Annotated in this window: 17 protein-coding genes and 1 pseudogene; 7 read left to right on the top strand and 11 right to left on the bottom strand. The window is 72.8% G+C overall.

Features of this window, described 5'->3' with window-relative positions; genetic code table 11:
* Positions 1-56 precede the first annotated feature (56 nt).
* Positions 57-266: a TraR/DksA family transcriptional regulator gene (locus ACMTAK_RS49040; RefSeq protein ID WP_413812194.1), complete on the bottom strand. Its 210-nt coding sequence runs from the start codon at positions 264-266 to the stop codon at positions 57-59.
* A gap of 261 nt (positions 267-527) precedes the next feature.
* Here ACMTAK_RS49040 and ACMTAK_RS49045 point away from each other — a divergent pair, with 261 nt between their 5' ends.
* Positions 528-1,640 (top strand): CapA family protein, encoded by a 1,113-nt coding sequence (locus tag ACMTAK_RS49045; protein ID WP_413812195.1) that lies wholly within the window; start codon positions 528-530, stop codon positions 1,638-1,640.
* Positions 1,641-1,650: 10 nt separating this feature from the next.
* Here the strand turns inward: ACMTAK_RS49045 and ACMTAK_RS49050 are convergent, their stop codons facing one another.
* The 5 genes from ACMTAK_RS49050 to ACMTAK_RS49070 are packed head-to-tail and all read right to left on the bottom strand — an operon-like array spanning position 1,651 to position 6,841.
* Positions 1,651-2,658: a lysylphosphatidylglycerol synthase transmembrane domain-containing protein gene (locus ACMTAK_RS49050; protein ID WP_413812196.1), complete on the bottom strand. Its 1,008-nt coding sequence runs from the start codon at positions 2,656-2,658 to the stop codon at positions 1,651-1,653.
* Positions 2,659-2,679: 21 nt separating this feature from the next.
* Positions 2,680-3,897, bottom strand: a complete 1,218-nt coding sequence (locus ACMTAK_RS49055) for a glycosyltransferase 87 family protein (RefSeq protein ID WP_413812197.1) — start codon at positions 3,895-3,897, stop codon at positions 2,680-2,682.
* Positions 3,894-5,384, bottom strand: a complete 1,491-nt coding sequence (mptB, locus tag ACMTAK_RS49060) for a polyprenol phosphomannose-dependent alpha 1,6 mannosyltransferase MptB (RefSeq protein WP_413812198.1) — start codon at positions 5,382-5,384, stop codon at positions 3,894-3,896. Before mptB ends, ACMTAK_RS49055 begins: the two co-directional genes overlap by 4 nt.
* A gap of 21 nt (positions 5,385-5,405) precedes the next feature.
* Positions 5,406-6,647: an NAD(P)/FAD-dependent oxidoreductase gene (locus ACMTAK_RS49065; RefSeq protein WP_413812199.1), complete on the bottom strand. Its 1,242-nt coding sequence runs from the start codon at positions 6,645-6,647 to the stop codon at positions 5,406-5,408.
* Entirely contained in the window at positions 6,644-6,841 is a 198-nt protein-coding gene (locus ACMTAK_RS49070) for a ferredoxin (RefSeq protein ID WP_262698324.1), read from the bottom strand. The genes ACMTAK_RS49065 and ACMTAK_RS49070 overlap by 4 nt, the downstream gene beginning before the upstream one ends.
* Positions 6,842-7,189: 348 nt before the next feature.
* On the opposite strand from ACMTAK_RS49070, the gene ACMTAK_RS49075 reads away from it, so the two are divergent.
* Entirely contained in the window at positions 7,190-9,118 is a 1,929-nt protein-coding gene (locus tag ACMTAK_RS49075) for an FUSC family protein (RefSeq protein ID WP_413812200.1), read from the top strand.
* A 61-nt stretch (positions 9,119-9,179) separates the two neighbouring features.
* Here the strand turns inward: ACMTAK_RS49075 and ACMTAK_RS49080 are convergent, their stop codons facing one another.
* Together ACMTAK_RS49080 and ACMTAK_RS49085 are read right to left on the bottom strand one after the other, a co-directional pair.
* A complete protein-coding gene (locus ACMTAK_RS49080; RefSeq protein ID WP_413812201.1) occupies positions 9,180-11,555 on the bottom strand; it encodes an NlpC/P60 family protein in 2,376 nt (791 codons plus the stop codon).
* Between the two features lie 230 nt (positions 11,556-11,785).
* Positions 11,786-13,291, bottom strand: coding sequence for an AlkA N-terminal domain-containing protein (locus tag ACMTAK_RS49085; protein WP_413812202.1), 1,506 nt, complete (start codon positions 13,289-13,291; stop codon positions 11,786-11,788).
* Between the two features lie 1,073 nt (positions 13,292-14,364).
* Here ACMTAK_RS49085 and ACMTAK_RS49090 point away from each other — a divergent pair.
* Together ACMTAK_RS49090 and ACMTAK_RS49095 are read left to right on the top strand one after the other, a co-directional pair.
* On the top strand, positions 14,365-14,793 hold the full coding sequence (locus ACMTAK_RS49090) for a VOC family protein (RefSeq protein WP_413812203.1): 429 nt from the start codon (positions 14,365-14,367) through the stop codon (positions 14,791-14,793).
* 179 nt (positions 14,794-14,972) lie between these two features.
* Positions 14,973-15,209, top strand: a complete 237-nt coding sequence (locus tag ACMTAK_RS49095; protein ID WP_020874386.1) for a hypothetical protein — start codon at positions 14,973-14,975, stop codon at positions 15,207-15,209.
* Positions 15,210-15,280: 71 nt separating this feature from the next.
* Here ACMTAK_RS49095 and ACMTAK_RS49100 read toward each other — a convergent pair.
* A pseudogene (locus ACMTAK_RS49100) lies at positions 15,281-16,042 on the bottom strand (LysR family transcriptional regulator).
* Positions 16,043-16,154: 112 nt separating this feature from the next.
* Here ACMTAK_RS49100 and ACMTAK_RS49105 point away from each other — a divergent pair.
* Positions 16,155-17,276, top strand: coding sequence for a diaminopropionate ammonia-lyase (locus ACMTAK_RS49105; protein WP_413812204.1), 1,122 nt, complete (start codon positions 16,155-16,157; stop codon positions 17,274-17,276).
* Between the two features lie 451 nt (positions 17,277-17,727).
* A complete protein-coding gene (locus ACMTAK_RS49110; RefSeq protein ID WP_413812205.1) occupies positions 17,728-18,009 on the top strand; it encodes a M20/M25/M40 family metallo-hydrolase in 282 nt (93 codons plus the stop codon).
* A gap of 12 nt (positions 18,010-18,021) precedes the next feature.
* Here the strand turns inward: ACMTAK_RS49110 and ACMTAK_RS49115 are convergent, their stop codons facing one another.
* Positions 18,022-18,762, bottom strand: a complete 741-nt coding sequence (locus ACMTAK_RS49115; RefSeq protein ID WP_413812206.1) for a type 1 glutamine amidotransferase domain-containing protein — start codon at positions 18,760-18,762, stop codon at positions 18,022-18,024.
* 80 nt (positions 18,763-18,842) lie between these two features.
* Entirely contained in the window at positions 18,843-19,670 is an 828-nt protein-coding gene (locus tag ACMTAK_RS49120) for an endonuclease I family protein (protein ID WP_413812207.1), read from the bottom strand.
* A 225-nt stretch (positions 19,671-19,895) separates the two neighbouring features.
* On the opposite strand from ACMTAK_RS49120, the gene ACMTAK_RS49125 reads away from it, so the two are divergent.
* Positions 19,896-20,609: a ribonuclease H family protein gene (locus tag ACMTAK_RS49125; protein WP_413812208.1), complete on the top strand. Its 714-nt coding sequence runs from the start codon at positions 19,896-19,898 to the stop codon at positions 20,607-20,609.
* Positions 20,610-20,639 lie beyond the last annotated feature (30 nt).

Raw genomic sequence — 20,639 nt, forward strand, 5'->3', positions numbered from 1 at the left:
GGCCACGGCCGCGTGCCCGGACGCGGTGTGCGGGGCGCGCCTCAGCCGCCGCCGCGTCAGCCGCCCGGCCCCGCCCCCCGCTGCTCGGCGCATACGACGCACAGCTCCGCGTGGGGCAGGGCCAGCGCCCGCTCCCGGCCCTGAGGCCGGCCGCACCGCGTGCAGATCCCGAAGGATCCGCCGCGCAGCTGGTCCAGCGCCGCGACGGTCCGCTCCAGCAGGGCCGCGTCCGTCTCCGCCCGCGAGTGCAGTTCCCTGAGGGTCACGGCCTTGGCCCCCGTGTCCGCGGCGTCGAGATCGCAGTCCGCGCGCAGCGCCGCCGCGGTCTCCTCGTTCCGGGCGAACTGCGAGCCGCACGCTCCGCCTGCTCCGACAGCCGGGCCGTGGCCTCCTCCAGGTCCCCGGGCCGCAGCGGGCTCTCGCCCGTCTCCGCTCCGTTCATCCGCCGCACCTCCCTGTGCGTCCGCCCCTCCGGGTCCCCACCCCGGCCACGGTCACTCATGGCGACGCACGCCTATCGTTGAGGTATGCACGACACGGCGGTGAGGCTGTTCCTCTGCGGCGATGTGATGCTCGCCCGCGGTGTCGACCAGATACTGCCGCATCCGGGCGATCCGGAGCTCCACGAGCCCTACATCCGCGATTCCCGGGCCTATGTGGAGCTGGCCGAGGAGGCCAACGGCCCGATCCCGCGCCCGGTGGACTTCTCCTGGCCCTGGGGCGACGCCCTGGCGGTGCTGGACGAGGAGGCGCCCGAGGTGCGGGTGGTCAACCTGGAGACGAGCGTCACCCGCAGTGATGAGTTCGCCCCGGGCAAGGACGTCCACTACCGGATGAGCCCGGACAACCTCCCCTGTCTGACCGCGATCCGGCCCGATGTCTGCGTCCTGGCCAACAACCATGTGCTCGACGGCGGCCGGCGTGGGCTCGACGAGACGCTCGACTCCCTGGCCGCCGCCGGGCTCCGGGTGGCCGGAGCGGGCCGTGACGCGGCCGCGGCGCGGCGCCCCGCCGCCGTCCCGGCCGGGGACCACCGCCGGGTGCTGGTCTTCTCGTTCGGCGCCGCCTCCAGCGGTATCCCGGGCCGGTGGGCCGCGGCCGAGAACCGGTCCGGGGTCGACTTCCTGCCCGAGCTGTCGGACGCCTGCGCGTACGCGATCACCGTCCGCGTACGGCGGCTGAAGCGCCCCGGCGACCTCGCCGTCGCCTCGGTCCACTGGGGCGGCAACTGGGGGTACGGCATCTCACCGGATCAGATCCACTTCGCCCACGCCCTGATCGACGGCGGTGTGGACCTCGTCCACGGCCACTCCTCCCACCACCCCCGCCCCCTCGAGGTGTACCGCGGCAAGCTGGTCCTCTACGGCTGCGGCGACATGGTCGACGACTACGAGGGCATCGGCGGCTATGAGCGGTACCGCGACGATCTGCGGCTGCTCTACTTCCCCGAGCTGGACCCGGACACCGGCCGCCTGGTGAGCCTGCGCATGGTGCCCCTGCGGTCACGGCGGATGCGGCTGGAGCGCACCGGCCACGACGACGCCGCATGGCTGGGCGCAACCCTCGACCGGGTCGGGGCCTTCCTCGGCTCGCACATCGACGTCGGGCCCGACGACGTCCTCACCCTGCGCGGGGCATGACCCCGCCGGGTCAGACGATCTTCCAGCGCACCAGTCCGCCCAGCACCAGCGCCCCGGGGATCAGCGGCAGCCACACCGTGATGAAGCGGTACGCCAGCACCGTGGACGTGGCCGACTCGACCGGCGCCCCCGCCGCCACCAGCGCGATGACCAGCGCCGCGTCGACCGAGCCGATACCACCGGGGGCGGGTACGACGGCGGCCACCGCCGTGGCGGCCAGATACGCGAGCATCACATGCGCCGGCCGCACCTCGAGCTCCAGCGCCAGCGCGACCGCCACCAGCCCCGTCGCCTGGAGCAGCGGAAACGCCAGCGAACCACCCCACAGCGCCAGCGCCCTGGACGGCCGCATGTGCAGCGAACGGGCGTCGGCCAGCGCGGTGCGCAGGAACGTCACCACGAGCCGGCGCACCGGACGGATCAGGGCCACCCCGGCCACCAGCACCCCGGCCGCCGCCACCACCCCGGCCACCACCCTCCCGCTCACCGGCTCCGGGAGCAGCGGGCCAAGCCGCAGCGCCTCGGGAAACGCCACGAGCAGCACCAGCAGCAACCCCACCCGGGCCGTGGCCTCCGCCAGGAAGTACAGGGCGAGCGCCGCCGAGGAGCGGGCGGGCGGCAGCCCGCAGCCCGTCATGAACCGGATGTTGACCGCGCCGGCGCCGATCCCCGACGGCAGCAGATGATTGGCCGCCCCCGCGGCGAACTGGGTGGCGAACAGCCGCCTGGCCGGCAGCCGCTCCAGTACCGTGCCCTGCCGGGCGAACGACACCGCCACCCAGCCGAGCCCGGTGGTCGCCACCGCCGTCAGCAGCCAGTACGGATTGGCGGTGAACATCTGACGGGCGCCGGAGCCGATCAGCGAGCGGTGCTGGACCACCCAGACGGCCACGACGAGCAGCGGCAACAGACACAGCATCTGGCGCAGCGGCAGCCGCCGGTACAGGGACCGGCGCTCCGTCCGCTCCGCGGGCCGGTCCAGGGGCTGCCCCGCGGGGCGCGGCATCGCTTCAGGCATCGGTCCGGACACTCCTGTCGGTCATGGGATACGTGCCGGATAAGGCTCTTGGCTCAGCATCGTCGCGGAGCGCGCGCCGCGCAGCGGGAGCGCGATCAGCAGGCCGAGGCAGATCCACACATAGGTGTTGCTGCCGAGGAAGCCGTCCACCCCGGTGGAGTCGAACCGCCACAGCCACACCACACTGCTGCACAGCAGCACGTACACCACCGCACCGACCTGGAGCAGCAGCCTGCGCCGGGCCGGTGGCTCGTCCGGCCGCAGCCCGCTGTCGACCAGCACCGCCAGGGCCGGAATCAGCCACACCAGATGGTGCACCCAGGTGATGGGGCTGATCAGACAGGCGGTCACCCCGGTCAGCGCGAAGCCCGCCCGCTCGTCCCCGACGGCCACCGCGGAGCGCACCCGGCGCGCCCAGACGGCCAGCACGGCGAGCACCCCGACCGCCCACACCACCCCGCTCGGCGGCACCGGATCGGCCAGCCGGGCCAGCACCCCTTCCCACGACTGGTTGGAGACGTAGGAGAGCACCCCGATCCGGTCGGTGTCCCACAGCGCCTCGGTCCAGTAGACCCGCGAGGCCCCCGGCGCCACCGCCAGGGCCAGCAGGGTGGCGGCCGCCGCGGTGCCCGCGGCGGTCGCGGCCGCGCGCCACCGCCGGGTGATCAGCAGATAGCCGATGAAGATCGCCGGAGTGAGCTTGATGGCGGCGGCGAGCCCGATACCGCAGCCGGCGAACCGGCCACGCCCCGTGGACAGCAGCCAGGCGTCGAAGAACACCAGCGCCAGCAGCAGCAGATTGACCTGCCCGAAGCTGAAGGTGTCCCGCACCGGCTCCAGCAGGACGAACAGACAGGCCGACACCACGAAGGCGAACCACTTGTTCCAGCCGTGCCGCCGGACGATCGGCCCGATCAGCCAGGTCAGCAGGGTCGCCGAGGCGGCCACGTTGAGCACCATGCTCAGGGTGATCGCGGCCGGCCAGGTGAACAGGGCCATCGGCAGCATGCACAGCGCCGCGAAGGGCGGATAGGTGAAGCCGTAGTCCGCCCCGTCCGCGCCGGGGATGGTGAAGTCGTAGATGCGGCCGTCCCGCATCCAGTGGCCGACGGCGTCGTAGTAGACGTTGAGGTCGAACCAGTGCCGGTGCAGCGGGACGAAGGCCAGGAACAGCGCCACCGCCACCATGAGGGCGAGCGCCAGCACCAGCCGTCCGCGTGAGGTGGTGGGCCCCGTCATGCCGAACGCTCCGATCGGTGGCCGCCGGGGACGGCGGGCAGCGCGTCGCCGGTGGCGAACCCCGGCGCGTGCCGTACGCACCACAGCGCGCACACCGCCAGCGCACCCCCGCACACGGCGTACGTCAGCTGTCGCGAATCCGGCGCGAACCCATTGGGCAGCACGGCCAGCGCGAGCACCCCGCTCCCGGCCACCACCGCCTTGCGCACCGTTCCGCCCGGACCGGCCGCGGCGACCACGAACAGCCCCCACAGCACATACCAGGGCCGGATCGCCGGGCCCAGTACGGCCACCGCGATCAGGCTCAGCCCCAGCGCGTACACCGGCCGGGGGCGGGGCGGGCGCAGCCAGGCGGCCCCGATGGCCACGGCGGTGGCCAGCAGCCCCAGACCGTGCCACGCGGGCGCGGCCAGTGGCGCCAGACCGCTGCCGACGGCCTCCAGCAGGGCGCCGGTGGCGCGGCCGAGCGTGCTGGTCAGCGCCCAGTTGTCCGGTGAGGCCGGGGTGGTGAGCGCGGAGATCCAGCCGTAGCCGGTGCCGGTCACGGCCGTCGCCACCCCCGTGGTGGCCAGGGACAGCGCGGCGGTGGCCGCCACGGCGCCGACGCGGCGCCCGCGGCCCTCCACCCGGCGCGCCCACAGTGTGGCGACCGCCAGCAGCCCCAGCGCCGCCGGGGCCTTGACCAGGGCGGCGAGCGTGACCAGCACCGCGCCACAGGCCGGCCATCGGCCCGTCGCGGCCACCAGCCCGGCCCCGAGCAGCCCGAGCATCACGGCATCATTGTGCGCCCCGCCCACCAGATGCAGCAGCAGGAGCGGGTTGAGGCCGCCCAGCCACAGGGCGGCGCTCGGGTCGTTACCGCAGCGGCGGGCCAGAACGGGCAGCGCGAGCACCATCAGCGCCACCCCGAGCAGCGCGATCAGCCGCAGCCCGATCACCCCGAGCGACGGCTCGGCGCGCGAGGCGTGGGCGATGGCGGATTCGAAGGCCAGCGAGACCGGGCCGTACGGCGTCGGGGTGTGCTGCCACACCGGCGCCACCTCGTCCGCCAGCGGCCCGCCGAGGCGGATGGGGCCGTGGGTGTAGACGTCGATGCGGGCGTGCACCATCGCGCCCTGGGCGAGATAGCTGTACACATCCCGGCTGAACAGCGGCGGACCGGGCAGCAGGGGAGCCGCCCAGGTGGCGAGGGTGATCAGCAGCGAGCGGGGGCCGGGCGGCTTCGGCCCGCGCACCTCGCGCCCCAGCAGCCACCACGCCGCGATCAGCAGCACCAGCCCGAAATAGGTGCTGATCAGCCCGAGCGCCTCTCTTCCGGAGTCAGGGGTGAGGGCGTCCCCCACCGGTAGCGCTCCCGCCGTCGCGCCACCCGCTGCCAGGGCCACCGACCCGGCGAGCCCGAGGAGCCGGCAGTGGCCAGGAGCGACGGCGACACGTTGGAGGAGAAGGCGACGGACCAGCACCCGGCCAGCCTCGCGAGAGCGCATGGCCGGAAATTGACGCCGCGGTCACCGCAGACTGGCCGAGAGGTGTCGGCCGGGCCACACCGCCTGGGGAGCGGGCAGGATCGATGCCCACGGTGCCCGGTCAACCACGAGTTGACGCAGTTTGCGCAGCTCGCACGGGCTGTTCCAGCCGAGCACCCCGACCACCCGGCCCCGGTGTCCATAGGCGACGACGAAGTGGCCACCCTCCAGCTCGCCGTGGAGCACGGCCAGTTCGGCGTCGGCGGGAAAGATGCCGTACGCCTGGATATGAGCGTCGTACTGATCGGTCCAGAAGTACGGCACGGGGGCGAACGGCTGGTTCTCGCCGAGCACATTGTGGGCGACGGCCCGCGCCTGTTCCGTGGCGTTCAGCCGGTGTTCCAGCCGCATCCGGCAGCCGAAGTGGTTGTTGTGCCACGAGGCGACATCACCGGCCGCGTAGACGCCGGGCGCCGCACGGCAGGTGGGATCGCATTCGACACCGTTGCGCAGTTCGAGGCCGGATCCGGCCAGCCAGCCGATCGCCGGGGCGGCACCGATGGCGACCACCACGACATCGGCGTCCAGCAGTGTGCCGTCGGTGAGTTCGAGACCGGTCACCCGGCCACCGGATTCGAAGAACCGCCGCACTCCGGTGCCACAGCGCATGGACACCCCGTTCTTCTTGTGCAACCGCCCGACCAGAGCGGCTATCCGGTCGCCGAACTGCCGCCGCATCGGCACCGGCCGGGGGTCGATCATCGTGACGTCCAGCCGCATCCTGCGGGCCGCCGCCGCGGCCTCCGAGCCGAGGAAGCCCGCGCCGACCACCGCCACCTTCACATCGGGTTCGCGGCGCAGATCGGCGCGCAGGGCGAGGGCGTCGTCGAGGGTGCGCAGCAGATGCACCCCGGCCAGATGGTGGGCGCCAGGCAGGCTGTTGGGGGTGACACCGGTGGCGATGACCAGGGCGTCGTAGGAGACGCCGGCGCCGCCGTCCAGCACCACCCGGCGGGCGTCGGTGTCCAGACCGGCGGCGGATCTGCCGAACAGCAGCCGCGCGTCGAGGGTGGACAGCTCCTCGTTGGTGCGCAGCTTGATCCGGTCCGGCTCCCAGGTGCCCGCCAGGATCTGCTTGGACAACGGCGGCCGGTTGTAGGGAGTGTGAGGCTCGTCGCCGATGAGGGTGAGCCTTCCGTCGTACCCCTCGGTGCGCAGTGTGACGGCCGCGGTGAGCCCCGCGACCGAGGCACCCACGATCACGACGTTCCGCGGTGCGCTCACTGGTCGGCCAGTGCGATCGCCAGGGCGGGGCAGACGGCGGCCGCGTGACGGACGTCGTCGTGCAACTCCGCCGGCGGGCGGTCGTCGAGGAGTACGGCGAGACCGTCCTCGTCCCGCTGGTCGAACACGTCCTGGGCGGCGAGGACGCACTGCCCCGAGGCGACGCATTTGTCCTGATGCAAGGTCACCTGCATGGCGTTCTCCGGCGCTGGGGATCAACGGAAGGCGGTTACCAGACGAATGTTCGGTAACGGGCGGAAGGGAGGCTAGTTCTCCCGCGTATCCAGCACAACACGCTGCGCAAGAAGCTGGCCACGGAGCGAGACATATGAGCCTGGCATGTGCGCCCCGAACAGGCCGACCGGCCGGTCCGGGAAGATTGTGCAAAAGACCAGGTCACACCCGGGTCCACGGGCCGGGGACCGCTTTTGCGCGGGATGGGGCATCAGCGGCTCACATGGCGGAAATACGCAGGTTACGAAAGTTCCGCATTGCTCACGTACGGTTCGAAGAGCCCACGATTTCCACCACACGGAGGATCCTTGCGCGCGCGCCGCACACCGCCCGACTGGCTGACGCACCCCCTGCGCGGGGTACGGGCGCTACGGGGCCCCGTGCCCTGGGCGGCGGTGGTCCGCGGAGCCCTCGGCGTGGGACCGGTGGTGGCCCTCGGCGTGGCGTCGGGACACACCCCGTTCGGGATGCTCGCCGGGCTGGGGGCGATGTTCGCCCATATCAACGACCGCCCCGCCACCCGTGCCACCCGCGTCGTGCGCATCGGCCTGCCCGCCCTCGCCGGGGCCCTCGGGCTGCTGACCGGGGCCTGGCTCGGCACGCTGGGCCTCGGGATCTGGATCGCGCTCGCCCTCGCCGCCGTCGGACTGGTCTCCGGCGCGATGAGCGCCATCGGCCCGGTCTGCTCCTCCGCCGGGGTGCAGCTGATGGTGCTCGCCGTCGTCGGCGCGGGCATGCCCCTCCCGGTGTCCCCGCCGGCCCGGGCGGGCCTGTTGCTCATCGGCGCCGCATGGGTGATCGCCATGGCCGCGCTGCTGCCACGCGCCATCCCCTCGCGCCAGGCCGCGCCCTCCGGTGAACGGGAGGCGGTGGCCGCCGTGTACGACGCCCTGGCCGACCTGATGACCGCGGTCGGCACCGACGACGGCCAGGCCGCCCGGCGCAAGCTGACCGCCGCCTACGACGCGGCATACGAAGCCCTCTACGCCCATCGGCTCCCCCTGCACCGCGTCGATACGGAGGAGCGGCGGTCGCGCGACCGGCTGGCGGTGGCCGGGGCGCTCAGCGAGGGCATCCTGACCCTCCTGTGGGAGGACGAACCCGTACCCCAGCGCATCGCGCGCACCCCCGCCCAACTGGCCCGCTCGGTACGGACCGGACTGCCACCGGGCCGGCTGCCCGCCCCGGTGCCCGACACCGCGGGCAATATGGCCATGCACCGGGCCGTGCTGCTCGCCGCCCGGGTCTTCGACGGCGAACCGGCGCCGCCCGTCGGCGCGGTGGTCCCCGGCCACCGGCAGCGGCTGCGCCGCGCGCTCGGTCCGGCGGGCCGGGAGTACGCCGCCCGGGTGGCCCTGTGCGTGGGCGTCAGCACCGCCCTCGCCCAGCAACTGCCGGGCGCGCACTGGTACTGGCTGCCCGCCACGGCCGCGTTCCTGGTCAAGCCCGACATGGGCCCGCTGGTCTCGCGGGCCCTCTCCCGCGCCCTCGGCACCGCCGTGGGCGTGGCCGTCTTCGGCGCCCTCGCCACGCTGCTCGCCCCCGGCGCGCGCGCCCCCGGCATCTGGCCGGTGGCCGTCGCGGCGGTCTGCTCCGCGCTGATCCCCGTCTCCGTACGCCACTTCGCCCTGCAGACCGCCGTGCTCACCCCGCTGCTGCTCTCCCTGGTCTACCTCGGCGGCGACACCGACCCCGGGTTCACCCGGCTCGCCGACACGCTGCTGGCCTGCGGTGTGGTGCTGGCCGCCGGGGCGCTGCCCGGGCTCGGCGGCCCGCGCGCCCAGGTGTCGGTGCGGCTGTCGCTCGCGGTCCGCGCCACCCGCGACCACCTCGACCGGGTGCTCACCGCCGAGGCGCCGTACGCCACCCGGCTGCGGCTGCGCCGCGAGGCCTACCGCGCGCTCGCCGACGCCCGCCGCGCGGTGGAGGTGGCCAGTGCCGAACACCCGCCGTTCGGCCGGGACCTGGCGGCCTGGGCGCCGGTTGTGCTGGCCCTGGAGAAGATCGTGGACGCGGTCACGGCCTGCGGCGTGCGGCTCGACCAGGGCGCCCCACAGCCCGATCCCGCCCTCGCCGCCCGGCTGCGGGCCGCGCTGTCCGACCTGGCCGACGCCGTCGCCACCCGCCGTCCCCCGACGGACCTCGTCCTGCCCGCGGGGGCGGCGGTGGGCGACTGCGCGACCATCGCCGATGTCACCGCCGGGCTGCGCACGGTGCGCGACCTGGCGGCCCGTTGACCTCGTTCACCTCACCGGCGGCCGCCGGTTGCCGGTCACCTCACCGGCGGCCGCCGACCGCTCACCTCCCCGGCGGCGGATTGCCCGGCGCGCAGAGCGGCACACCGTCCTGCCACGCACCGCCCTTGAGATAGATGTTGCTGATCCATCCCTGGCGGTCGGAGAGATAGCTCCAGGCGTCGTTGGTGTAGCCCTCGGACGTCACCTGCTCCGCGTGGACCTGGCACCGGACCCGCACCTGGCTCGGACCCTGAAGCGTGGTCACGGCCGGTGAGCCCTGCGCGGGGTCCCGGTGGACCCGTACGTCATCGCCCCAGGTGTTACGGAAGTCGACGTTGTCGCCGTAGCCCCCGCCCTGGTCGGTGTCGCATTCGGGAATGCCCTCCAGCCAGGCGCCGCCCCGGATGTAGATGTTGGACACCCACGCGTTGCGGTCCGGCAGATGGGCCCAGGCGTTGTTGGTGACACCGTCCGCGGTGACCTCCTCGCCCCGCGCCTGGCAGTCGACGCGCACCGTCGTCGGCTTCGCCAGCGCGTCCGTCGCCTGGGCCTTGGAGGACGGACCGCTGCGCAACGTGACATCGGAGCCCCACGTCTGGCGCTGCGATCCGGCGCCGTCACCGGGCGGACCGCCCTGGCCCGGGTCCCCCTCACACTCCGGGACACCCGGAATCCACTCCGGCCCCTTCACATAGATGTTGCTGACCCAACTGCCTCCGTCGTCCGGCAGATGCGACCACACATCGCTGGTGTAGCCCTCGGAGGTGACCCGCTCGGCCCGCCGCTGGCAGTCGACGCGGATCCCCGTCGGGCCGGGGAAGGTGGAGTGCACAGCCGACCCGATGGACGGTTCGGTGTGGGTGCGCACATTGGTGCCCCAGGTGGATTGGGGCGCGTCACCACCGCCGCCACCACCCGCGCCACTGATCCGCACGGCACCGGTGTAGTCGTCATGGCTGCGCAGCGGGGCCACCCGGATCTTCTCATCGGACTGCGGGGCCTCGGCGATCTGCCCGTTGCCCAGATAGATCGCGGTGTGGTGGATATTGCCCGCGGTGCCGAAGAACACCAGATCGCCGGGGCGCAGCGCGCCCTCGCCCTGCCCAGCCGTCATCCGAACCGGCCACGAGGCGTTGTACATCTGCTCCGCCGTGCGGTCGCCCAGCACGTCATAGCCGGTGGCCTTGTAGAACGCGTAGCGGACGAAGCCCGAGCAGTCGAAGCCCTTGCGGTTCGGGTCGTTTCTGCTCCGCTCCGGGTCCGAGGAGTCCACATGGCCGAAGGTGGCCCCCGGCGGATTCGCCCCGTGGCCGCCGCCCCAGGTGTACCAGGTGTCGGCCCCGATCACCGCGCACGCCTCCTTGATGGCCGCGGCGCCCGTCGCGTCGGTGTCGCCGTGCGGTGCGCAGGACTTGTCGTTCGGGTCGTTCGGCGGCGCCGGGGGGTCGTCCGGCCGCCCCTGTGGGGGCGGTGGAGTGTCCGGCGGGTTGGTGTCACCGGTCCCGGGGGCCGGTGGCGGCCCCGGTGGCACGGTGTTCCGTTCCGCCTGGTGCGTCAGCGCGGATTCCACCGCCTGGGTGCCGGTGGAGCCGGCGCCGCGCGCGTAGTCGCCGTGCGGCCCCTCGCTGTCCGCGGCCCGTTTGGCGATGTCCACCCAGTCCCCGGGCAGGGTCTGACCGGGGCGGTTGCAGAACTGGTCGTCCGTGCGGCAGATGTCGTGGTACCGGCCGTCACCGAGGAAGCCGGAGAAGGTCTCCGGCACCGTGGCCCGCTGCAACAGCCCGCCGTCGGCCGCCTGGGCCTCCGCCGTGCCGAAGTCCGGCGTCACGGTCCGCATCTGACCGCTCTGCGCCATCCCGGCCTGGCCGTTGCTCCGGCTGGGATCGGCGACGTTCACCACGGCGGCCACGGCCTCCTGATTGGCCTGGAGCAGCGGATCCTGCATCGCTTGCTTCATCAGATGGGCACCCATGGAGTACCCGAGCAGGATGAGGTTGGTGCCCTTGCCGCAGGTGGTGTTGTACCAGCTCACCTCCTGGGCGAGCTTCTCCTTCCCCAGCCTCAGCGACTCGTTGTAGCCCGGCTCCCAGGGCCAGTACTGCAACGCGTTCGCGGGGTAGGAGAGATTGCGGATGTCCACGGTGTCGTCCGACCGCGGATTGCCGTCCGGATCACGATCGGCGGTGCCGATGCCCTTGTCCTTCAGAGCGTCGGTGATCCCGCCGATGTACTGGCTGTTGACCGGGCTGCCCCAGGGAGCACCCGGCCCGGCCGAGGCGTCCGCGCCATAGGCGGAGATGATCACCCACGGCTTGCAGACGGTCGGCTGAGGCGGCGCCGGATCGGCGTGGGCCTGCTGCGGGATCCCGAGCAGCGCGCCCAGCAGGGCTCCGACACCGAGGATCCCTTGGACAACGCGCCCTGTTCTGTGTCCCATTCTTCTGTGTCCCATTGACGGTCTCCCCCAGTTCGCGCTCGTCTCACGCTCGTTGAGAGTGCTCGCTGCGCACGCTCTCAGCGGCATAAAGGGGCCGTAAAGCGGCGGCGGACCGGGGTTTCAGAATGGGTCGTCGTTCTTCACGCCGGGGTCATCGATCTCACCGTGCTGTCATCGGGACGTTCCCGGCGATGAGTTGGCGGGCGCGGTGGCTCCTTTAGCGGGCGGCATCACGCGGACCGGGGCCGCGGGGCGTTCCAGAGGTGGTGCATGGCGTACGAGCGCCAGGGCCGCCAGCCCTCGGAGTCCTCCAGATGGGCCCCGGCGCCGCGGGCCCCGGCCCGTACGGCGACATCCGACTCCAGCAGCACATCGGGGTCGCTCAGCGCGCGCATCCTGATGTAACCGGACGTCCAGGGGCCGATGCCGCGCAGCCCCAGCAGCTCCTTCTCGGTCCGGTCGCGGTCGGCGCCCGCGTCCAGCCGCACGGTGCCGTCCGCGAGCGCGCCGGCGAGCGTGCGCAGCGTGGCGCGGCGGCTCTCCGGCATGCCGAGCTCGGCGAGCGGCGCCTCGGCGAGATCCTCCGCACGCGGGAAGAGATGGCTGAGCCCGCCGTCGGGCCGCTCCAGGGGCTTGCCGTACGCGGCGATCAGCCCATCGCCCAGCACCCGCCCGGCGGCCACCGAGACCTGCTGGCCGAGCACGGCGCGAAGGGCGAGCTCATGCGGGTCGGCGGTGCCCGGCGAACGCAGCCCCGGCCGCGCGGCCACCAGGGGCGCGAGCGCGGCATCGGCGCCGAGGCGCTCGGCGACCGCGTACGGATCGGCGTCCAGGTCGAACAGGCGCCGGATCCGCTGGATGGCGGTGGTCAGATCACGCAGCTCGGTCAGGCGCAGCCGGCACTCCAGCCAGCCGTCGCCGGGCCGCTCGTCGACCTCGACGATGGCGCAGGCGTGCGGCAGCCGCAGGGTGCGGCGGTAGGTCCGGGCGCCCGGCGCGCCCACCATCTCCTCCAGGCCGGTGAGGGCACGCCGGGCCAGATAGTCGAAGACCTGCGTGGTGTCGTACGGACCGCGGTAGGCGAGCCGCAGCGGCACCCCGGCCGTTGCGCCGTTGGTCCCGCCGTTGGTCCCCAGCACTCCGCCGGGTGCCCCCGCGGGCCCGGACAGGGAGGACTTCCCCGGCCGGGCGGCGCGCAGTTCGGTGGGGGTGGCGGCGTAGATCTCGCGCAGGGTGTCATTGAACTGCCGGACGCTGGCGAACCCGGCCGCGAACGCGATCTCCGAGGCCCGCAGGGCGGTGGTCTGCAGCAGGATCCGCGCGGTATGGGCGCGCTGGGCGCGGGCGAGCGCCACCGGCCCGGCGCCGAGCTCGGTGGTCAGCTGCCGCTGCACCTGCCGGGCGCTGTACCCGAGCCGCGAGGCGAGCCCGGACACCCCCTCCCGGTCCACCACCCCGTCCCCGATCATCCGCATGGCGCGGCCGACGGCGTCCGCGCGCGCGTTCCAGTCGGCGGAGCCGGGCACGGCATCCGGCCGACAGCGGCGGCAGGCCCGGAACCCCGCGCCCTGCGCGGCTGCCGAGGTCGGGAAGAACCGGACGTTCTTGCGCCGGGGCGTGGTGGCGGGGCAGCTCGGCCGACAGTAGATCCCAGTCGTGGTGACACCGAAGAAGAACTCGCCGTCGAACCGCGCGTCGCGGCTGCACACCGCCTCGTACCTGCTGTCGTCGCTCATCACACCTCCACTGTGCGCCCTGGACGGGGGGCGCGCTGGCGGAAATCGGACATGGCGCTCGTGGCGGCGCGCGGCGGCGCGGCGGCCGGGGCAAGAGCGGGGCAGGGCCGGGGACGGGACGGGGCAACCGCGCAGCCGTGGGGGAGGGGCGTGCGCGGGCCGGTGCCGCGGGGTGTGCGGCGAGCGGCAGGGGCTTCGCCACCAGGCCCCGGGGTCTGGGGCGGAGCCCCAGTTGAGGGAAGGGGCGGGGAGGGGATCAGCCCGCCGCAGGTGTCACGATCCGTCGGACATTCCCCGGCGGAAGCCGAGGACGATGACGTTGGGCAGATCGCGGTGGTCGTGATGAGCCTGGGCGATCCCCGCGAGGGAGGACCGGCCCAGTGCCTGGTAGGCACCGGCCAGCAGATCGCGGCCCAGCGCCGCCGGAGGTCCCCCGTGAGCCTGGCCGAACCCGCGGGGTCGTCGAGCAAGGGGTAGAGGGCCTGGGCGAACCGGAAGCCACCGGACGCGCGGTGCACGGGCCGCTCCGGCGCGGTCTCGCCGGTCACGAGCGCACCGGCACCGTCCAGGGTGGCGAACCGCCCGGGGCCGGCCGGCCCGGCCGCGCTGTCGTACGCGTGCACGTAGCCGCCGCCGGTCTCGTCGCGTATCGCCTCCAGCGGGGTGTGCGCGCTGGTGTCGATGTCACCGCCGTCACGGGTGTAGCAGGAGGCCACTCCGTCACAGGTCGATCCGTCGTCGGACCACAACCCGTGGTGCGGCCCGTCCGACTCGCCGTGCGGAAAGGTCGCCGTGCGGAAAGGTCAGGAACTCGGGCGGGACCCGGCCGGGGTCAACTCCGGCGCACTCGACTCCAGTGCACTCGACGACGGTTGTACGGAGTCGGGCCGCCGATGGTAAATTCGGCGACGTGACTGCCGGGTCGGCCATGGGCCACGCACGAGTGAGGCGCCCGGCCTCGGCGTGAGCCCGAGGCGGGCCAGAGGCCCGCCCCTTCCTCCGTGTCCTTCCTCCCGGCGCCCGAACGTGGCGCCTGTTCCAGCGGATTCCACGATGCGGAGACACCACCACAGATGCCACACCACGCCCAGCCCCAGCACGACTCCGAGCCCCCGGCCACCGCCGTCCAGCTGAATCACACCGCCGTCTACGCCCACGACCGGCAGTTGTCCGCCGAGTTCATCGCCGCGATTCTGGGGGTGGAGGTCGGAGCGCCGTTCGGCCCGTTTCTGCCCGTCGATCTCGGCAACGGCGTGACGCTCGACTACTACGAGAAGCGCGACGAGCCCATCCAGCCGCAGCACTACGCGTTCCTCGTGCCCGATGAGCGGTTCGACGCGATGATCGCACGTCTGGAAGCGGTCGGCGTCACCTACTACGCCGACCCCAACCACACCGATCCCGGCCGGATCAACCGTCTCTTCGGTGGCCGTGGCGCGTACTTCGACGATCCCGGCGGCCACAACATGGAGATCATCACCCGTCCCTACATCCGCCCCTAGCCAACCGCTCAGCAATCCGCCCGTAGGCCAGTCGAACCCGTCTGCCGCCGGGCGGCGTCCACTTCCCGCCGCCGTCCATCAGGCGTTTTCCCGCGGATGAGCGAGTGCCACCCCTGGCCGGGCCATGATCCGATGCCCCCTAGACTGTCTCGCAATCCTCACGTTGATCGGAGCACGACATGCGTCGCCTTGCCCTTGCCCTCCTGGCATGTTCAGCCCTCACACTCGCCGGGTGCGCGCAGGACTTTGACCGGGGCCCTGATGGGACAGTCAGCGACAAGGTCAAGGACGGAAAGAAGTTCTACCTGGTCGTCGATCCGGCCAAGGGCGGCGAGGGGAAGAAGTTCCGGGTCAGCAAGTACGACTACCACGACTGCAACCGTGGCTCGAAGTACCCCAAGTGCGTTGACGACTAAGGGCGATTGAGCCTGAGTGTACTCATCGTCGGCCCCGGCCGTCCGCGGTAGGGGCCGACGATGCCTTGGTTTCAGACGTCGGCCGGGGTGGCCGCGTCCGTCGCCGTCTGCCGCAGCGCGTGGCGGCAGGCCGCGATCGCTGGGTGGCGGCCGCGGCCCCGGCGTACCGCGGTGAAGACACGGCGGGTGCGTTGCCCGCGGGGCAGCTGTCCGCGTGGCCCTGCTCGACGAGGCGGAGATGGATCAGGAGGTCCGTGGTCTCGAACCGCGCACCGGGCTCGAAACCGGCGTTCCGACACAGGGTCATGGCCCAGTGGCGGGCGGCCGTGCCCTCGGGCTCCATGGCCCAGCCATGACCGGCGAGCGAGCGCAACGACGCCGTGGGGCCGCCCCTGGGGCCCGGCCCGCCGTTGTTCCGCCCACCGGCCGGTGCGGGCAGTGCGAGGTGGAGGGGGTCGTCGAGCAGATCCTCCTGCTCCACTGCCGTTCGCGCAGCAGGCTCAGCATGCCGGGCACCAGGGCGAGGGGGCCGTCTGGACCGAGGCGATGCGCAGGGTGCCGGTCAGATCGGTGAGGGAGGTGGCGATGTCCGCCTCGGCGTGCTCCAAGCGCTCCAGCACCGCCTCGGTATGGGCGACGAGGATCTCCGCCTGCTCGGTGAGCCGCACCCGCCGGCCCACCGGCTCCAGCAGCCGGACACCGGCCTCCGCCTCCAGCTGGGACAGCTGCTGGGAGATGGACGAGGGGCCGTAGGAGAGGGCGGACGCGACGGCCGCGAGGGTGCCGCGGAGCTTGAGTTCACGCAGCAGACGCAGTCGGTGCAGGTCGAACACGGGGTCCCGCTCTCCTTGTTGTGAAGGGCTCGCCATTCGTCAGCCCTCCTGATGAATATAGATGGGAAACATTCGCTGGACCGACGCGAGGTGCGGGCCGCACGCTGGCTACGTGCCCGCATACGTTTCCTCCTCCGCCGAGCCGCCGTGGTTCGCCCGCCCCGCCGCCCGGGCCTGGACCTGTCCGCCCGCCCCCACCGAGGTACGGGATTTCCACGCCGCCCTGTCCGGTTACGCCCCCACCTCGCTGACCGAACTCCCGTCAGTGGCCGCCGAATTGAGGGTCGGGCGGGTCTTCGTCAAGGACGAGTCGTGCCGTTTGGGCCTGCCCGCCTTCAAGGCCCTGGGCGCGTCCTGGGCCGTGCACCGCGCCCTCGACGCGCGGGCCGCGCGCGGCGATGCCACAGTGCCTGTCACCCTGGTGAGTGCCACCGACGGCAACCACGGCCGCGCCGTGGCCCGGACGGCACGTCTGCTCGGCCACCGCGCCCGGATCCTCGTGCCACGAGGTGTCCATCCGGAGGCCGTGGCGGCCATCGCCGCGGAGGGGGCGGAGGTCTCCCGGGTCATGGGCGCGTACGACGAGGCCGTGCGCCAGGCGGCCGGGGCGGCCGCCGCACCGGGCGCGCTCCTGGTCCAGGACACCGCCTGGCCCGGCTATGAACGGATACCGGGCTGGATCGTGGAGGGCTACTCCACCCTCTGCGCCGAAATCGACGAGCAACTCGCGGCCGCCGGAGCGGGGACGCCCGGCCTCATCGCCATCCCGGTGGGCGTGGGGTCGCTGGCCCACGCCGTGGTCACCCACTACCGCGGTCGCCCGGCCGGGCCGCCCACGGCGCTGCTGTCGGTGGAACCCATGGCCGCCCCGTGCGTCATCGAAAGCCTCATGCGTGGCGAACCGGTCAGCGTCACCACCGGCGAGACCATCATGGCCGGACTGAACTGCGGCACTCCCTCCAGCATCGCCTGGCCCCATCTGCGCGACGGGCTCGACGCGGCCATCGCCGTCCCCGACGCCGCGAGCGCCCGTGCGGTCGGCGATCTCGCCCGGCTCGGCATCTCCAGCGGCCCCTGCGGCGCCGCCTCGCTCGCCGGACTGCGCGCCGCGCTCACCGGCGACGGCGCCGACGAGCGCCGCGCCGCACTGGGCCTCGGTCCCGCCTCAACCGTGGTGCTGCTGAGCACGGAGGGCGGCGCGGCCAACCCCGCCACCACCACCGCGGACAACTGACAACCCATTCGCGTCCGACCACCCAGTGGAGAACGAACATGACCGGCCCCACCCCCGACACGATCAACGTCAACGGCCACCGACTCCGGCAGTCGCTGATGGACCTCGCCGAGATCGGCGCGTACGACGACGAGCACACCGGTCTGCGCGGGGTGAACCGGCCGGCCCTCACCGACTCCGACGCCGCCGGGCGGCGTCAGGTCATCGCATGGATGGAGCAGGCCGGGCTGACGGTCCGGATCGACGGCGCCTACGGCGAACTGCGCGCCACCGTCGGCCACTTGGCCGTCCGCCCGGACCTGACCGACATCGTCCCGGCCCGCGCCGAGCTCACCGTCGACCTGCGCAACCCCGACGATGCCCGGATGGCCCGCGCCGAGGACGATCTCGCGGCCTTCCTGCGCGCACCCTGGAGGACGGCACGCCGGGGCTCACGCTCACCACCCGGCGCATGGCCAAGACCGCGTACGTCCCCTTCGACGAGCGCGTCCAGAAGGTCATCGCGCAGGCCGCCGACGACCACGGCCTGGAACACATCTCCCTGCTCTCCGGCGCCGGACACGACGCCCAGGAGATCGCCGCGCTCTGCCCCACGGCCATGATCTTCGTACGTGGTGAGTACGACGGCATCAGCCACAACCGCCGCGAGCACTCCACCCCCGAAGCGTGCGCCCACGGCGTCGACGTCCTCGCCACCACCCTCCTTCGACTGGCCATGCGAGGCCCGTCCTGACGGGCGCGCCGGTCAGGCGAGCATCGTGGCGAAGCGCCGCGCGAAGAGATAGGCGTCGCCGGGCCAGCGGGCGGAGAGGTAGGTGCCGTCCTGGACGACGAACGCGGGGGTGTCATCGGTGGCCGTGCCGCGCCGCCGCAGCTCGATGGGCCCGCGTTCGAACTGGGCGGGATCGTCCAGGGCGGCGACGACCTCGTCCTGGACGTAGGCCGGGTAGGTGCGGTAGTAGCGGCCACGCCGCCAGGCCGTGAGGTAGTACGCGGTCCGCTCCATGTAGCCGGGCAGACAGGTGGTGCGCCGGTCGGCGAGGACACTGCGGCCGGTGGCCGGGTCGCGGGTGCGGGCCAGGGCGAGCACGCCGTGGCATATGGCGCCCACCGGGCGGTCCAGCCGCCAGAACTCCGCGATCTTCTCGCGCAGGAGCTCGGAGCCGAGGTACTGGCGCATCCCGGGCGCGTGGCCGCCGGGCATGATCAGCCCGTCGTACGCCTCGGGCCGGAGGTCCGCCCACGCCACGGGGTGGCGGAAGGCGGTCTCGCCGGTCAGCTGCTCGTAGAACTCCTTGGGTTCGGGCTCCGCGCCGAGTTGCCCGAAGAGCACTCCGGTGAGCAGCAGCGGATCGGCGGCGGGTGGACCGTCGCCGTGTTCGGTGGCGAACACCACCTCATGGCCGAGGTCGGTCAGCAGCTTCCAGGGCACGGCCACCTCGGTGACGTCGAAGTCCCGGTCGGGCAGGGGGAGGAGGATACGCACGAGGACTGCCTACCACAGCACCGGCGCCCCGCCCCGGCGCGTCTTCGTGCCGGGGCAGGGGGTCCGGGTCGGGTGCTGGATCACTTCCAGATGGAGTCGACCCACTCCGGGTGGTCGATGAATGGGTTCCGGTTGTGCTGGAAGCTGTCGTAGATGACCTCGTTGCGGTTCTTCTCGAAGTCGTCGGGCGGGTCCTCGGCGCTCCACTTCTTCAGCACGGAGAGACGGCCGATGTTGGGCGCGGAGCCGTTGTCGACCTTGTCGTTGGGCTCGAGGTCGGGGAAGCCGTCGTCTCCGTCGTAGCGGACGGCCATATAGAGGATCATCCGGGCGATATCGCCCTTGACCTGGTCACGCGGTTCGAAGGAATCGTCGTCGGTGCGGTTGCCCGGGGCGTCGGGCACCTCCTCGCCGCCGTCGTCGAAGTCCTTGTTGCCGCGGGTGCTGTTCACCTTCACATTGGCCGGGCGCAGATGGTGCAGATCGGTGCCGGGCCCGGTGGCGGTGCCGAAGTCGCCGTGCGACTTCGCCCAGACGTGCTCGCGGTTCCAGTCGTCGGGGTCGCCGCCGCTTGCGTCCTTGGCCTGGGAGCGGCCGGAGTAGAGGAGGATGACGTTCGACGGGTTGTCCGGGTCCTCGTCCGTGGACTTCAGCGCGTCCCACACCTCGTCGTAGGACAGCTTGGTCTGCTCGCTGATGATCGTGTGCAGCGCCGCCTTGAGCTCCGGGCCGCTCTTGCCCGTCGCGTCCTGGTAGTAGTCGTCGGGGGCCTGCACGGCCGTGGGCCGGGTGGTGTCCGCCGTGGCCGGTGTGTTGGCGGCGGCGACCGAAGGGGCGGCCACACCGGCCGCGGCCACGACGGCCAGCAGGGGAAGGCGCCGTGACCGGCGCGCGCGATGAGTGGACATGATGTGGGGGGTGTCCTCTCCGAGACGAGTACCCGGGCTGCCAACTGGCGCCGCGAGTACGGACGTTCAAGCACAAGCTCTCGGAGACTCGCATGTGTGACGCCCGAACGCGTGTACGCGATGTGCCCGTTCCGCGTGAATTCGGTGAACGCCCTGGGGCCACGGAGAGGACCGACCGACGGGTCTGCCGTCGGGCCGGATCAGCGGAGCTGGCAGTATCGGCGTATGGCTGAACAGATCATCGCCGCGTGTGACGGGGCATCGAAGGGAAACCCCGGGCCCGCGGCCTGGGCATGGGTCATCGCGGGCACCGACGGCGAGGTGGAGCGCTGGGAGGCCGGGCCGCTGGGCACCGCGACCAACAATGTCGCCGAGCTGACCGCGCTGCGAGAGCTGCTGGAGTCCACCGACGCGGGTGTGCCGCTGGAGGTGCGCATGGACTCCCAGTACGCGATGAAGGCGGTCACCACATGGCTGCCCGGGTGGCGGAAGAAGGGGTGGAAGACCGCCTCGGGGTCGCCGGTGGCCAACCGCGAGCTGGTGATGCGCATCGATGAGCTGCTGGACGGCCGTACGGTGGAGTTCGTCTACGTTCCGGCGCACCAGGTCGACGGCGACCCGTTCAACGCGGCCGCCGACCGGGCGGCCAGCCACACGGCCCGTACCCAGCAGCCCGTGGGCACCTCGCTCGGCTCCGCCCTGCCACCGCCCGAGGCCCGGACGGGGACGCGCTCGGCCGGTCGTGGTGGCACGGCGCGCCCGCGTACGGCGGCGGCACAGGGGCGGGGGAGCGGCACCGGCTCGAAGAGGGGCACCGGCTCCAAGGGGTCCATCAAGGCGAAGTTCCCCGGCCGGTGCCGCTGCGGTACGCCCTACGCCAAGGGCGAGAGCATCAGCAAGAACCCCGACGGCTGGGGCCATCCGTCCTGCGCCACCTGAGCCACGAGGTGGATCAGGTGGCGAGAGGGT

The organism is Streptomyces lacaronensis (assembly GCF_047337785.1).
Classification (GTDB): domain Bacteria; phylum Actinomycetota; class Actinomycetes; order Streptomycetales; family Streptomycetaceae; genus Streptomyces; species Streptomyces lycopersici.